General features: G+C 72.0%; 14 protein-coding genes and 1 pseudogene. 10 read left to right on the forward strand and 5 right to left on the reverse strand.

Annotated elements, in window-relative coordinates; genetic code table 11:
• The first annotated feature begins 40 nt into the window (after positions 1-40).
• Together ACWC0C_RS09590 and ACWC0C_RS09595 are read left to right on the forward strand one after the other, a co-directional pair.
• Positions 41-460 (forward strand): YciI family protein, encoded by a 420-nt coding sequence (locus ACWC0C_RS09590; RefSeq protein ID WP_449196497.1) that lies wholly within the window; start codon positions 41-43, stop codon positions 458-460.
• An 8-nt stretch (positions 461-468) separates the two neighbouring features.
• On the forward strand, positions 469-1,614 hold the full coding sequence (locus ACWC0C_RS09595; protein ID WP_450863181.1) for an RNA polymerase sigma factor: 1,146 nt from the start codon (positions 469-471) through the stop codon (positions 1,612-1,614).
• An 84-nt stretch (positions 1,615-1,698) separates the two neighbouring features.
• On the opposite strand, the gene ACWC0C_RS09600 is transcribed toward ACWC0C_RS09595, so the two are convergent.
• Entirely contained in the window at positions 1,699-2,628 is a 930-nt protein-coding gene (locus tag ACWC0C_RS09600) for a LysR family transcriptional regulator (protein ID WP_450862908.1), read from the reverse strand.
• Positions 2,629-2,736: 108 nt separating this feature from the next.
• Here ACWC0C_RS09600 and ACWC0C_RS09605 point away from each other — a divergent pair, with 108 nt between their 5' ends.
• Complete coding sequence (locus ACWC0C_RS09605) at positions 2,737-3,039, forward strand: muconolactone Delta-isomerase family protein (protein ID WP_450862910.1); 303 nt, start codon at positions 2,737-2,739, stop codon at positions 3,037-3,039.
• A complete protein-coding gene (locus ACWC0C_RS09610; RefSeq protein ID WP_450862911.1) occupies positions 3,036-4,379 on the forward strand; it encodes a YbfB/YjiJ family MFS transporter in 1,344 nt (447 codons plus the stop codon). The genes ACWC0C_RS09605 and ACWC0C_RS09610 overlap by 4 nt, the downstream gene beginning before the upstream one ends.
• Here the strand turns inward: ACWC0C_RS09610 and ACWC0C_RS09615 are convergent.
• Positions 4,292-4,657: pseudogene (locus ACWC0C_RS09615) on the reverse strand (GNAT family N-acetyltransferase); the annotation flags it as partial. The gene ACWC0C_RS09610 and the pseudogene ACWC0C_RS09615 overlap by 88 nt on opposite strands.
• A gap of 16 nt (positions 4,658-4,673) precedes the next feature.
• Positions 4,674-5,753 carry a S1 family peptidase gene (locus tag ACWC0C_RS09620; RefSeq protein ID WP_450862913.1) on the reverse strand — a complete coding sequence of 360 codons (1,080 nt, stop codon included), beginning with the start codon at positions 5,751-5,753 and terminating at the stop codon, positions 4,674-4,676.
• Positions 5,754-6,227: 474 nt separating this feature from the next.
• On the opposite strand from ACWC0C_RS09620, the gene ACWC0C_RS09625 reads away from it, so the two are divergent.
• A complete protein-coding gene (locus tag ACWC0C_RS09625) occupies positions 6,228-7,430 on the forward strand; it encodes a permease (RefSeq protein WP_450862915.1) in 1,203 nt (400 codons plus the stop codon).
• A gap of 7 nt (positions 7,431-7,437) precedes the next feature.
• On the opposite strand, the gene ACWC0C_RS09630 is transcribed toward ACWC0C_RS09625, so the two are convergent.
• Positions 7,438-7,914 carry an AAA family ATPase gene (locus ACWC0C_RS09630; RefSeq protein ID WP_449196493.1) on the reverse strand — a complete coding sequence of 159 codons (477 nt, stop codon included), beginning with the start codon at positions 7,912-7,914 and terminating at the stop codon, positions 7,438-7,440.
• A gap of 134 nt (positions 7,915-8,048) precedes the next feature.
• On the opposite strand from ACWC0C_RS09630, the gene ACWC0C_RS09635 reads away from it, so the two are divergent.
• The 5 genes from ACWC0C_RS09635 (at position 8,049) to ACWC0C_RS09655 (ending at position 13,276) form a co-directional block, all read left to right on the forward strand.
• On the forward strand, positions 8,049-9,221 hold the full coding sequence (locus ACWC0C_RS09635; protein ID WP_450862916.1) for a polysaccharide pyruvyl transferase family protein: 1,173 nt from the start codon (positions 8,049-8,051) through the stop codon (positions 9,219-9,221).
• A gap of 33 nt (positions 9,222-9,254) precedes the next feature.
• Complete coding sequence (locus ACWC0C_RS09640; protein ID WP_449196491.1) at positions 9,255-10,664, forward strand: FAD-dependent oxidoreductase; 1,410 nt, start codon at positions 9,255-9,257, stop codon at positions 10,662-10,664.
• A 123-nt stretch (positions 10,665-10,787) separates the two neighbouring features.
• Entirely contained in the window at positions 10,788-11,807 is a 1,020-nt protein-coding gene (locus ACWC0C_RS09645; protein WP_450862918.1) for a sigma-70 family RNA polymerase sigma factor, read from the forward strand.
• Positions 11,808-11,857: 50 nt separating this feature from the next.
• The gene (locus ACWC0C_RS09650) at positions 11,858-12,310 is read left to right on the forward strand and encodes a YbhB/YbcL family Raf kinase inhibitor-like protein (RefSeq protein WP_449196489.1); all 453 of its coding nucleotides are present in this window, start codon (positions 11,858-11,860) and stop codon (positions 12,308-12,310) included.
• Between the two features lie 75 nt (positions 12,311-12,385).
• Positions 12,386-13,276: a universal stress protein gene (locus ACWC0C_RS09655; protein WP_450862921.1), complete on the forward strand. Its 891-nt coding sequence runs from the start codon at positions 12,386-12,388 to the stop codon at positions 13,274-13,276.
• On the opposite strand, the gene ACWC0C_RS09660 is transcribed toward ACWC0C_RS09655, so the two are convergent.
• Positions 13,261-14,418 carry a site-2 protease family protein gene (locus tag ACWC0C_RS09660; RefSeq protein ID WP_450862922.1) on the reverse strand — a complete coding sequence of 386 codons (1,158 nt, stop codon included), beginning with the start codon at positions 14,416-14,418 and terminating at the stop codon, positions 13,261-13,263. The genes ACWC0C_RS09655 and ACWC0C_RS09660 overlap by 16 nt on opposite strands.
• Positions 14,419-14,447: the final 29 nt, after the last annotated feature.

Below are 14,447 nucleotides of genomic sequence, written 5' to 3' on the forward strand. Positions count from 1 at the left end.
GCGACCACAATGGGTCGCACCAGTATCGAGGAGAAGCACCATGGCCAAGTACTTGCTGCTCAAGCACTACCGCGGCGCCCCGGCTGCGGTCAACGACGTACCGATGGACCAGTGGAGCCCGGAGGAGATCTCGGCGCATGTGCAGTACATGAACGACTTCGCGGCCCGGCTGGAGAAGACCGGCGAGTTCGTCGACGGTCAGGCGCTCGCCCCCGAGGGAGCGTGGGTCCGCTACGACGGTGAGGGGCGCCCGCCGGTCACCGACGGACCGTTCGCGGAGACCAAGGACCTCATCGCCGGCTGGATGATCATCGACGTCGACAGCTACGAGCGCGCCGTCGAGCTGGCCGGGGAACTGTCGGCCGCCCCCGGGGCGGGCGGGAAGCCTATCCACGAGTGGCTCGAGGTACGCCCGTTCCTGGCCGCTCCGCCCACCATCACGGAGTGTTCTTTCAAGTGACCTCTCGGATGGACGAGGCCCTGCTGCGCAGCCTCACGCCGAGCGTGCTCGCCGTCCTCGTCCGCCGCGGAGCCGACTTCGCGGCGGCCGAGGACGCCGTGCAGGACGCGCTGGTCGAGGCGGTCCGCGTCTGGCCGGCCGACCCGCCGCGGGATGCGAAGGGCTGGCTGGTCACCGTGGCCTGGCGCAAGTTCCTCGACGCGACCCGGGCGGACGCCGCCCGCCGTCGGCGTGAGGACCGCGTCGACGAGGAGCCAGCGCCCGGACCCGCGCCCGCGGTGGACGACACGCTCCAGCTCTATTTCCTGTGCGCCCACCCGTCGCTGACGCCGTCGTCCGCGGTCGCACTCACGCTGCGCGCCGTGGGCGGGCTGACCACACGCCAGATCGCCCAGGCCTACCTGGTGCCCGAGGCGACCATGGCGCAGCGCATCAGCCGGGCCAAGCGCACCGTCTCCGGCGTGCGGTTCGACCAGCCCGGCGACGTCGCCACCGTGCTGCGCGTCCTCTACCTGGTGTTCAACGAGGGCTACTCCGGCGAGGTAGACCTCGCCGCCGAGGCCATCCGGCTCACCCGGCAGCTCGCGGCCCAGGTCCACCACCCCGAGGTGGCGGGGCTGCTCGCCCTCATGCTGCTCCACCACGCCCGGCGCGCCGCCCGGACCGCGCCCGACGGGAGCCTGGTGCCGCTCGCCGAGCAGGACCGCGGCCGGTGGGACACCGAGCTGATCGCCGAGGGCGTCGAGATCCTGCAAGCGGCGCTCGCGCGCGACCGGCTGGGCGAGTTCCAGGCCCAGGCCGCCATCGCGGCACTCCACGCCGACGCGCCCACCGCCGAGGAGACCGACTGGGTGCAGATCGTCGAGTGGTACGACGAACTCACGCGCCTGACCGACAGCCCGGTCGTCCGGCTCAACCGCGCAGTCGCCGTCGGCGAGTCCGATGGACCGCGCGCCGGGCTGGCGGCGCTCGCGGAGCTGGACACCTCAGTGCCCCGCCACGCCGCGGTGGCGGCGTACCTCCACGAGCGCGACGGCGATCTGGGGACGGCGGCACGGCTGTACGCCGAGGCGGCCCGAAAGGCTCCCAACCTCGCCGAGCGCGACCACCTGATACGCCAGGCCGCCCGGCTCAACTCCAGCCGGAGCCGCTGAAGGGTCGCGCTGGGAATGCCCGCTGCACCCGGGGGCCCGGGACTCGTCTCCTCCCGTCCGGGAGGCGCAGGCTCGCAGTGCGGCTCAGTGCGGAAGGGCGTACGGGTCGTCGGCCGGTAGCCAGGCGTCCGGAGCGTGGATCCCGAGGTCGCCGACGCCGTCGCACAGGGCGTCGACGGTGGCCAGGACCCCGGGGCGGTCCTCGTTCTCCCGCCAGACCAGGGACCAGGTCCAGTACACCTTCGGTGCGACGACCTCGCGGCGCACCAGGTCGGGTGGGAGTGGCGTGGTCTGTCCCTTGGGCGAGTTGAGGACGGGGCGGGTGCAGCGGCGGACGTGGTCGAAGTAGGCGGGCCCGGTGATGGCGCCGTCGGAGATGCGCACCGCGCGGGCCCCGGTGACCTGCGTCAGCTCTTCGGCGTACACGTTCCAGGAAGCCCAGGAGGTGATGTCGTCGTCGATGAGGACGTCGGTCTCCCGGGCCGGCAGGTCGCTCGTGCCGGTGCCCTTCGCGACCGCGTAGAGCCTGTCTGCACCGATCAGCCGGGCGCGCAGCCCGAGCCGCTCGAGATCCTCGGTCCGCACCCAGCAGACGGCGAGGTCCAGGCTGCCGTCGGCGACGCGGGCGGCCTGGGTGTGTGAGGGGGCGACCCATGCGTCGATGTGCACCCGGGCCACCGCGGCGGTACGCGAAGTCAGGTCCTGGGGCAGCCAGTTGACGTAACCGAGGCGCACCGCCTGCGAACCCGACAGCCGGCCGGCCCGGCGCTTGAGGTCGTCGGCCCGTTCCAGCAGGGCGCGGGTGTGCGGGAGGAGGGCGGCGCCGGCCGGGGTGAGGGAGACCGAGCGGCGGTCGCGGTCGAACAGCCGGACGCCCAGGTCCCGTTCGAGCGCCTTGATCTGCTGGGAGAGCGAGGGACCAGCGATGAGCAGCCGCTCGGCGGCCCGGCCGAAGTTCAGCTCGTCGGCGACCGCGACGAAGTACCGCAGCTGACGCAGTTCCACGCGCGGCATGCTACGCGCACTGGGAGGCTGCGCCTCTCAGCAGCGAGGAAGCCGGTCGTGGCATCGGTGCTGGTGACGGGCGGACGATGAGCTGACCAACGGCGAACGGAGCACGGCATGCAAGAGTTCCTGGTCGAGATCATCACGGCCGTCCCGGAGGGCACCGGTCAGGACGAGGTCGACCGGCGGCGGGCCGCCGAGGCCGTTCGCGCGAGGGAGCTCGCCGCCACCGGCAATCTGGCCCGGCTGTGGCGCCCTGCGGGCGAGTCGCGCAGCATCGGCGTATGGCGGGCGGGCGACGAGGAGGAGCTCCACGAGAAGGTGCTCGGCACGCTGCCGCTGCGGCCGTGGATGACGGTCACCGTCACTCCGCTGGAGTCCCACCCCAACGATCCGGGCCGGGTCGACGGCACCCGATGAGCGCTCCGTCTCCCTGGACCCATGTCGCCCGGGCCGCCGCCGCGCTCGCCGCGGGCATGGGCGTCGGCCGCTTCGTCTACACGCCGATCCTGCCCCTGATGCAGGCCCAGGCGGACCTGTCCGCCGGGGTCGGGGCGAATCTGGCCACCGCCAACTACGTCGGCTACCTCGGCGGCGCACTCGCGGGCACCCTGTTGCCCGCGCTGGTCCGTTCGCGCGCCGTCCTGCGCGGCTCCCTGCTCCTGCTGACCGCCACCCTCGCCGCGATGCCCCTCACCCACAGCACGGCGGTGTGGGGAGTGCTGCGGCTGCTGGCCGGGGCGGCGAGCGCCTCGGTCTTCGTCGTCGCCGTCGGTTCCCTCCTGCACCACCTGCGGGAACACCCACCGCACCTGCCCGGCTGGGCCTTCGGCGGCGTGGGCGCCGGCATCGCGCTGTCCGGCCTCCTGGTCCTTCTGCTGAGGTCCGTCGCCGACTGGCGGGCCACCTGGTGGGCCGCCGCCGCGCTCACCGCGGTGCTCGCCGCGGCCTCGTGGAACCTGCGGCCCGAGGACGCGCCCGCCGCCGCGGTGGCCGGAAACCGGGCGACGGTCCGGACCCGTCGCTGGTTCGGCGCGCTGTTCGTGAGCTACTCCCTGGAAGGCGTCGGCTACATCATCGCCGGAACGTTCCTGGTCGCGGCGATCGGGCAGGGCTCCCCGGGCTGGGTCGGCAGCGGCGCCTGGGTGCTCGTGGGGCTGGCCGCCGTACCGTCCTCGGCGCTGTGGGCCCGGCTGGGGCGCCGGTGGTCGCGCCCGGGCCTGCTGCTGACCGCGCTACTGGTCCAGGCGGTCGGCATCGCCCTGCCCGCGTTGACCGGGGGTACGACCCTCGCCCTCGTCTCGGCGCTGCTGTTCGGCGCCACGTTCCTGGGCGTCAGCACCCTCGCCCTGGCCACGGGGGCCCATCTGCGCTTCCCCCGCTCGGTCGCCCTGCTGACCGCCGGATACTCCGTCGGGCAGATCCTAGGCCCCCTGGTCGTCGCCCCGCTGCTGCGTCACGGCTACCACCAAGCCCTGCTCCTGGCCGCCCTGGTGGTGCTCGCGGCGGCCGCGGGGGCCGCCGTTCTGCGGGTCGGCTTCCCGCACGGCATGGCCGTCACAGCCGTAACAGGAGACACGGTGTCCAAGCGCACGGCGCGGTCCGTGTGCACGGGCAGCCCGTCGACCTCGCTGTTCCCGGTCTCGAGGGAGAACCCCATGGCCCGGTGGAATGCGATGGATCCCGCGTTCAGCGGCGAGGTGATCGCACGGATCTCCGTGCGGCCTTCTTCGGCGGCGTGCTGGAAGAACGTCGAGTAGAGGCGCCGGGCCATGCCCTGTCCGTGCAGCTCGGGGTCCACTCCCACGAAGTGGATGTAGGCCTCGGTGTCGTTGTCGGCGGCGTAGAAGCCGATGAGGAAGGCTCGGATGTCCGTGCCTTCCTCGAGGATCAGGCTCGTGCAGGAGAAGAACTGCAAGAAGAGCCTGGACAGCAGCAAGGACAGCTCTCGGCCCTGCTCGGGGGTGCGCGAGTCGCCCCACCACTGCTGCATATGGAAAGGCCTCAACCGGCCCTGAGTGTGGACCGGTTGAGGCATTCCTCTCCTGTGGCGGTTACGGAAGAGTGGCCCCCTCCGCTTCCAGCGCCGCCGGTACCGGCTGGAAGAAGGTCTCGCCGCCGGACGTGCAGTCGCCGCTTCCGCCCGAGGTCAGCCCGAGGGCCGCGTCGGCGTCGAAGAGTGCGCCGCCGCTGTCGCCGGGCTCGGCACACACATCGGTGTCGATGAGTCCGGAGACCGATCCCTCCTCATAGTTGACGGTGGCGTCGAGCCCGGTGACGGTCCCGCCGTGGAGACCCGAGGTGCTACCGGAGCGCTGGACCGATTCCCCCACGTAGGCGTCGGCGGCGTGGGTGATGTCCTGGCTGCCGCCGTCGTAGAGGTCGACGACGCTCGCGTGGTCGCTGCCGGCGTCGTCGTACTGGACCAGGGCGTAGTCGGTGCCGGGGAACTGCGAATCGACGGTCTGGCCGGCCTCGTCACCGCCCTGCGAGTCCGACCATGTCGCGGAGGCGTTGCCGCAGTGCCCGGCGGTCAGGAAGTACGGCGCGCCGTTCACCGTCACGTTGAACCCGAGGGAGCAGCGGACACCGCTGCCCCAGATGGCGTCGCCGCCCGCGATGAGCGGCTTGAACGCGGAGGCGGCCCGACGCACGACGACCTTGCCGCCGAGCGAATTGACCACTGCGTTCAGCCGGGTGCGCTTCGCTCCGGTGACCGTCGGGTCGACGGTCACGACCACTCTGTCCCGGCGGGGGTCGATCGACCAGGCGGTGCCCGCGATCCGGGCGCGCTGGGTCAACGTGCCCAGTGCGCCGCGCAGTTGGGTGGTGGAGTAGCGCACGGTTCTGGGGACGGCACCGGTACGGCGAACCTGGCCGGCCGCGGACGGGTCGGTGATGTTGACGACGAACCGGTGGGCCGAGGAGTCGTAGTAGGACCCGGCGGCGCGGTCGCCCAGCCGTACGACCAGGGCGGCGGATGCGGCGCGGGCCGCGGCCGGGGTGATCGCGGCAGAAGCCGGGGCGGCCGTGGCCGAGCCGACGCCGGGGAGCAGGGCCGCGCCGGCCGTGAGGACCACGACGCTCGCTCCGGTGAGCGTGCGGGTGGTGAGAGCTGTTCGGCGTTGCGTCATGTGGAGCCTCCAGTGGGGGTTGCCCCGCCCATGCGACGGGCCGGGGCCGGAGGGATGACAGAGACGGGGACGCCCCGACCCTCATGGATCGGACGTGCCCATGCCAAGCGCCGACGAGTATGGCGATGCGATCCCGTCGCAACAAGGAAGGATTCCGGCCGGAGGACCGGCAGCGCGGGCAGGCGGGGGCTGCGGCCATCTCCGCACTCCGAGACCCCGGCCTGATGTCCGGCGTCACGCACGGTACCTGCCGCCGCGTCACGCCTTCCACGCTCGGTTCACCTACGGCTGGCCGACAACCATCCATTCCGTCCGGAACCCGAACCAGCTGTCCTTGATTTAGACCGCTCTTGGCTCACCGATGACCTGATGCAACCAAGCCGCCCGCATCCGGCACTTCACTTGAAGCATATACCCCTAGGGGGTATATGATCGGGGCCTGATGACCGCCAGACCCCGGCGAAGGGTGGCACCATGCATGCGATCGGACACGCGTTGTCCATTGCCGGGTCGATGACCTGGGAGATCACCTGGGCGTTGATCCTCGGCTTCACCCTGTCCGCCGTCGTCCAGGCAGTGGTGCGCCGCGAGACGGTCGTACGACTGCTGGGAGACGACAGGCCCCGTACGCTCGCCCTGTCCGCGGGGCTCGGCGCGGCCTCGTCATCCTGCTCCTACGCTGCCGTCGCACTCGCCCGCTCCCTGTTCCGCAAAGGGGCCAACTTCACCGCGACCATGGCCTTCGAGATCGCCTCGACCAACCTGGTGATCGAACTGGGCGTGATCCTGGCGCTGTTGATGGGGTGGCAGTTCACCGCCGCGGAGTTCGTCGGCGGCCCGGTCATGATCGTCGTACTGGCCGTACTGTTCCGGGTCCTCCTTCGTGAGCGGCTGCTCCGGCAGGCGCGGGAGCAGGCCGAGCGGGGGCTGGCCGGGTCGATGGAGGGGCACGCGGCGATGGACATGTCCGTGCGCGGCGAGGGCGGCTTCGCCCGCCGGCTCCTCTCCCGCGACGGCCTCACCTCCGTCTCGCACATCTTCGTCATGGAGTGGGCCGCGATCCTGCGCGACCTGGTGGCGGGGCTGCTGATCGCCGGGGCGATCGCCGCGTGGGTGCCCGACGACTTCTGGCGCGGCTTCTTCCTCGCCGACCATCCGCTCGCGGCCAAGCTGATCGGACCGCTGGTCGGGCCGCTGGTGGCGATCGCCACGTTCGTCTGCTCCATCGGCAACGTCCCGCTGGCCGTGGTGCTGTGGAAGGGCGGCATCAGCTTCGGCGGTGTCATCGCCTTCATCTACGCCGACCTGCTGATCCTGCCGATCCTGAACATCTACCGGAAGTACTACGGCGCCCGGACGGCCGCCTTCCTGCTGGGCACGTTCTTCGCCGCGATGGCGGTGGCCGGCTACGTCGTGGAGTTCGCCTTCGGGGGTCTGGGCCTCATCCCCGACCAAGCCGACGCGAAGATCCCCCAGGAGGGCATCAGATGGAACTACACGACCTGGCTCAACCTCGCCTTCCTGCTGCTGGCAGCCGCCCTCGTGGTCCGCTTCCTGCGCACCGGCGGTCCGGCGATGCTGCGGATGATGAGCGGCTCACCGGACCACGGCCCACACGAGCACGAACACGAGCACGGCCACGCGCATGGGCAGGGCGAACACCACCACCGTCACTGAGCCCGCTTCAGTCACCGCACTGTCCCAGACGTACCTCGAAGCCGCCCCGGCCGTCGAACCGCACCTCGCGCACCTCGTCGAATCCGTCCGCCGTCGACGGCTCGCGCAGCCGCTTCATCGTGGCCAGGACGCCGACGTCCGGGACGCGCTCGCGGCCCTCGCGGATCGCGTTGCGCCGCAGCGAACCGGCCGCGTCCGGCGGAAACCAGTACGCCGTCACCGTCGCCCCGTGGGCGTGGGCCACCGCCACCAGCGGGCTCCACTCCTGCGGCGACGGATTGGTGTTGTCCACCGTCACCGGTCTCCCCGCCGCCAGGTGCTCTGCCACGAGCCGCATCTGCCGCTGCTGCTTGTTCCTCGCGCCCCGCGGGAACAGATCCTTGCTGACCAGCGCATACCGGTCGGACAGACACTGCTCGTAGAACGTGGATTTCCCGGACGCCTGCAGCCCGACCAGCACGGCCACATCCACTCCAGTCGTCATGACCGCCACGATGACACACGACCGGCGGACAGCAATCTGGTACAGACGCGCCGAAATGGGGCACAAGGCAGACGGCTACCTTCCCGCACTCGAGTCGTGGGAGCACTTCTGGTGAACGTCGCGAGGGAGCCGTCATGGACAACGCAGACAGCGTGACCGTGGGTGTGCTGGGCTCCTACGGGGGCCGTAACGTCGGTGACGAGGCGATCCTCACCGCCCTGCTGGACCGCGTTCGGGCCGGGCGGCCGGAGACTCGTTTCGTGGTCTTCTCCCGCAATCCCGGGCACACCCGCAGGGTCCATCCGGATGTCGAGGTCGTCGGCTGGGAGGGGGTGTGCCGGGAGGGCATCTCAGAGCCGCTGCGCCGACTGAGCGTGCTGGTACTCGGGGGTGGCGGAATCCTTTACGACACCGAGGCGCGCCGCTACCTGCGGCTGGCCCGCACCGCCCAGGACCTCGGCGTACCCCTCTTCGCCTACGCCGTGGGGGCCGGTCCGCTGACCGACGAGGCGGACTGTGCGTGGGTCCGCGCGGCGCTCTCCGACGCGGTCGAGGTGACCGTCCGTGACGAGGAGTCGAAGCTCGTGCTCGAAGAGGCCGGGCTGACCCGGCCCGTGTCCGTCACCGCCGATCCGGCGCTGCTGCTGGAGCCCGGCGACCGCGGTCGGGCGCTGCTGCGGGCGGAGGCCGTGCCACGCGGGATGCGCCTGGTGGGCATGAGCGTCCGCGAGCCGGGGCGTGCGGCCGAGCATCTCGACGAGGAGGGGTACCACCAGCTCCTCGCGAGTGTGGGGGATTTCCTCGTCCACCGCCTGGACGCTCATGTCGTCTTCGTCTCGATGGAACGAGGCGACATCCGGCACGCGCACGCCGTGGTGTCCCGCATGGCCACAGCGGACCGCTGCACGGTGCTGCACGGCGACTACGGGCCCCAGCAGGTCCTCGACATCGTCGCGCAACTGGACCTGGCCGTCGGCATGAGGCTGCACTTTCTGATCTTCGCAGCGCTCGCGGGCATCCCCCTGCTGCCCCTGCCCTACGCCGGCAAGGTCTTCGACTTCGCCCAGCAGATCGGCGCACCCGCCCTGCGCGGCGTGATCAGGGAGACGACGGGGCTGCTGCTGGCGGAAGTGGACCGCCTGTGGGACGAGCGACCCGCCCGGACGGCGGACACGGCCGCTCGCACGGCGGCCCTGCGGCTGCGGGCGGCCCAGACCGCCGACCGGCTCCTTGCCCATCTGGACGGGGCCCGTGCCCACCAGGTCGTCCAGGACAGCACGCCGGTGCCCGCCGCCACCGCGGGCTGAAGCCGGCAGCCACCGGTTTTCGAGGGAGTGACCGTGTCCTACCTGATGCCACCCCGCGTCCCCAGGAGAGTCGAGCTTCCGCCGCGTGAGGCGCTGCACGCGGGGTCCACCCAGGTGCTGGTGGTCGGCGGCGGTCCGGCCGGCCTCGGCGCGGCCCTCGGCGCCGCGAACGCGGGCGCCGAGGTGGTCGTCGTCGAGCGCTACGGCTTCCTCGGCGGCAACGCCACCGCGGCCCTGGTGATGCCGCTGATGAGTTTCCACAACGAGGTCAAGCAGGCGGTGGCGGGCGACACCGCACGCCTGCTGCCGCCGGACCACGGCGAGGGCGAGCCGGTCGTAGCGGGGGTGCTCTGGATGCTGCTCGACCGGCTCGTGCGAGCCGGCGCGGCGATCCGGCCCTCGCTGGAGACGGGCTACACCGTTCCCTTCGACGCGGAGCTGTTCAAGCTGGTGGCGTACGAGCTGCTGGAGAGCCACGAGGTCCGCACGCTCCTGCATGCCTTCGCCTCCGACGTCCTCAGCTTGCCCGACCGGGCGCGTGCGGTGTTCGAGACCAAGTCGGGTCCCCTCGTCATCGACGCGGACGTGATCGTCGACTGCACGGGGGACGGCGACATCGCCGCGGCGGCGGGGGCACCGTACGAGATCGGCCGGCCGGAGGACGGCTGGACGCAGCCCATGACGCTCATGTTCCGCATGGTCCGCTTCGGCCACGAGGAGTTCACCGCCTACACCCGCGCCCACCCGGACCAGTGGAGGGGCGTGCACGGGCTGTGGGACCTGGTCCGCACCGCCTCGGACGCCGGGGAACTGGACCTGCCGCGCGAGGACATCCTCTTCTTCGCCACTCCCCACACCGGTGAGGTGGCAGTCAACTCCACCCGCGTCACCGAGGTGCTCGGCACGAGCGTCTGGGACCTCACCCGCGCGGAGTTCACGGCTCACCACCAGATGGCACAGATCGCCCGTTTCCTGCGCGACCGTGTGCCGGGCTTCGCCGACTCCTACGTCGTGCAGAGCGGCGTCCAGGTCGGCGTCCGTGAAACGCGCCGGGTGCTGGGCGATTACCTGCTGACGGGCGAAGACGTGCTCACGGCCCGCAAGTTCGACGACGCGATCGCCCGCGGCGCCTATCCGGTGGACATCCACAACCCGAGCGGCCGCGGCACCACGCTCAAACGGCTGCCGCGCGGCGAGTCCTACGACATCCCGTTGCGCTGCCTCCTCCCCCGCGACCTGGACCGGATCCTGGTCGCGGGCCGCTGCATCTCCGGCGACCACGTGGCCCACTCCTCCTACCGCGTCATGCCGATCTCCATGGCCACCGGACAGGCGGCGGGCGTCTGCGCGGCCCTCGCCGCGATCCAGAGGCGGCTGCCCCGGGACATTCCGGCGAGCGCGGTCCAGCGAGAACTCCGCGTCCAGGGCGCGAGCCTTCACTGACACTTCCGCGGCGCCGTCCCCCGCCCCGGCACGCGCGCACACGGGTGACGCTCCGGCCCGCAGGGGTACTCGTCACCTCGCGGACGTACAGAGTCGAAGCGACAGGAGTCGGAGGCGGCAACCATGCCTGCCCAGGCACGATCCGCTGTGGCGGACCCCCGAGAACGCCGCCGTGCCGCGGCCCGCGCCGCACGCCCGCGGAGCCGGGTCCCGGAGACCGGCGAGGAGCCGGATCTGCTCGGCCAGTACCTGACCCAGATCGCCGCGACCCCGCTGCTCGACGCCGAGGGCGAGGTACGGCTGGCGCAGCGCATCGAGGCCGGTGTGCACGCCGCCGAGGAGCTGGAGCGGGCGGAGACCGGCGTGGGCGGGCTGTCGCCGCGGCGGCGCGGTGCCCTGGAGGAGGCCGTACGGCAGGGCCGGCACGCGAAGGACCACATGATCCGCGCCAATCTGCGGCTGGTGGTGTCGATCGCCAAGCGGCACGCCCATCGCGGCGCGCCCCTGCTCGACCTGATCCAGGAGGGCAACCTCGGGCTGATGCGGGCCGTGGAGAAGTTCGACCACACCAAGGGCTTCAAGTTCTCCACGTACGCCACCTGGTGGATCCGTCAGGCGATCGAGCGGGGCCTGGCCCAGCACGCCCGTACCGTAAGACTGCCGATGCACGTCGTGGAGGAGCTGCAGAAGCTCGCGAAGGCCGAACGGCGCCTCCAGCTGCGCCTCGACCGCGAGCCGACGGACGACGAGGTCGCCCGGGAGAGCGGGTTCGACCAGGGCCGGGTCGCCTGGCTGCGCCGGGTCGGGCGGCAGACGATCAGCCTGGACACGCCCGTCGACGAGACCGGCGAGACCGTGGTCGGTGACCTCATCCCCGCCACGGACATCCTCCAGGCTCCCCAGGTCGCCGAGTACCGGGCGCTCGCCGAGGACCTGAGGGACGCCCTGGGTGAGCTGGCACCCCGCGAGGCCATGATCCTCAGCCTGCGCTACGGGCTGCACGACGGGCACCCGCGCACGCTGCAGCAGGTGGCCGACCAGGTGGGGCTGACCCGGGAACGTGTGCGCCAGCTGGAGAAGCAGTCCCTGATCCGGCTGCGGGCGCCCGAGACGGGCGAGCGCCTGCTGGACTGGGCGAGCTGACGCGAGCCGGCAGTCGTGTGCCTGCGCCCGGGCGGGGTACTCCGTGTCGCATGGCCGGTATCGAACTCAGAAGCGCAGCCTTCGGTGATCACAGCATGATCCCGCGCCATCACGCCCATGACGCGGACAACGTCTCTCCACCGCTCACCTGGTCCGGGGTTCCGGAGGACGCGGCGGAGCTGGCCCTGTTGTGCGAAGACCCGGACGCACCGTCCGGCACCTTCGTGCACTGGCTCGTCACCGGCATCGACCCTCACCTCGGGGGTCTGGACGCCGGCGAGACGCCCCGGGGCAGCCATACGCATCGCAACGGCTTCGGGGAGCGAGGCTGGGGCGGCCCGCAGCCCCCGGTCGGCGACAACGCCCACCGGTACTTCTTCCGCCTCTACGCCCTTCCCGCCCCGGTCTCGCTCCCGGACCGCGCCAGCGCCGACGACGTGCACGCGGTACTCGACCGGGAGCAGCTGGCCAGCGGCACCTTCGTGGGCCTGTACCAGCGCTGACCGCGGCGGCCCGGGCCCTGCGATCCGGCCGTGGCGCGCAGGAGAACACGGCCGCCGGACAGACGGGGAGGAACGATGACCCCAGCCGGCCGCTCCGGCACCGTGCTTGTCGGCCTGGACGACACCTCGGACGCCTGGCTGGCCGTCGAGTGGGCGGCCGCCGAGGCCGAGCTGGGCGGTGATGCGCTGCGGATCCTCCACGCCGTCGATCTCGGCGCAGAGCCGGTGGGTGCGGATCAGGACAGCGACACGCGCCTCGTGCAGACAGGCGTCGGGGTCCTGGACGACGCCCAGGCCAGGATCGCCCTCGCCAGGCCCGGCCTCGGGACGGACGTGGTCCTCGCCCGGGGCCATCCGGCCGAGGCGCTGCTGGAGGCCGCGCGGGATGCCGACGCCCGGCTGATCGTGGTGGGGACCCGCGGTCGGGGCGGTTTCACCGGACTGTTGCTGGGGTCGGTGAGTCTCAAGCTCGCCGCCCATGCGGACCGTCCGGTGGCCGTCGTCCGGGGGTGGCGGAACGGGGATGCGGCGCATGACGTGGTCGTGGTCGGCATCGCAGACGAGCGGGACGAGGACGTCGTGCGGTTCGGCCTCGCGGAGGCGGGACGGCGTGGTACCGCGGTTCGTGTGCTCCACGCCTGGACGCCGCTGTCCCAGGCCGGCCTGATGGTGCCCCAGGTGAGCCAGGTGGACGACGAGCAGCGCCTCCATGAGCAACTGCTCGATCGCGTCCGTCGGCTGTTCGCCGAGCACCCGAGGGTGCACGCGGACACGGAACTGGTCATCGGCTCGGCTGCCGGCGTGCTCGTGGAGGCCTCGGCGAGGGCCGGTCTGGTCGTGGTGGGGCGCCGTCCGCCTCGCGGTCGGCTCGGATTGCGGCTGGGAGCCGTGTCGCATGCCGTACTGCACCATGCGAGCTGTCCGGTCGCCGTGGTGCCCGTTGCGGCGGGTCAGCCCGAGGGCTGAACCCGGTTGGTACCCGTCGGCGGGGCCGAGGTGAGCCAGTTGGTGACCCGGCTGATGTCGGACTGGGTGAGGATGCCGACGAGCCGCTCCCCGGACAGGACGAGCGCGCGGTGGGCCGCGGCGGCCTGGACGGCGGGCAGGAGGTCGATCAGCCGGTCGTCGGGGCGGGCGGTCGGGAGGGCGTCGAGAGGCACCATCACGTTCGTGACGGTCGTACGCTCGCGCTCGTCCAGGGTGACCTCTCCTGCCTTGCCGACGCTGATCAGGCCCAGGGGCAGTCCGGCGGGATCGGTGACCGGGAACGCCGAGTGACGGTAGACCCAGGACGGGCCGCTCAGGAACTCCTGGATCGTGGTGGCGGCCGGCACCGTCGTGGGGTCCGGGGTCATCGCGCGGCGGACCGGCACCGAGCCGAGCAGTTCCCGCATCTTCGCCTGACCGCCCTCGGCCGTCGCCATGGCTGCCATGAACCAGCCGATCAGCATGAGCCATGCTCCGTCGGCCGCGGCACCGGCGAAGACCAGGTACACACCGGCGGCGATGAGCAGCCAGCCGAGGCCACGGCCGGCGGTGGTGGCGACCTCGGTGGCCCGCAGACGGCTGCCCGTGCGCCGCCACACGAGGGCGCGCAGCAGCCGCCCGCCGTCCAGCGGCGCGGCCGGCAGCGCGTTGAACACCGCCAGCAGGACGTTGATCCCGGCCAGCCAGCCCAGCGCCTCGACCAGCAGCCCCGGCCCGCGCACCCGGTCGCACAGGATGGTCAGCAGCCCGAACACCACACCCAGGGCGAGGCTGACCAGGGGCCCGATGCCGGCGATGCGCAGCTCGGCCGCCGGGGTCGGCGCCTCGCTCCTGAGGCGGGCGGCTCCGCCCAGCAGCCAGAGCGTGATGTCGTCGCTGTCCACGCCGTTGCGGCGGGCGACGATCGCATGTGCCAGCTCATGGGCCAGGAGCGACAGCAGGAAGACCACGGCGGTGGCCAGCCCCACGACGACGTACAGCCAGCCCGGACCGCCGGGGTGGGCGTGCGGCAGACGATCGGCGGCCAGTCCGACGACGATCAGGACGAAGATGACCAGGACGCTCCAGTGCGCCCTGATGCGGATGCCCGCCAGGCGTCCCAGCGAGAGCGTCGGCCCCATGTCAGGCACCTCCTGTACCGGCGTACGTG

Source organism: Streptomyces sp. NPDC001709 (genome assembly GCF_053596375.1).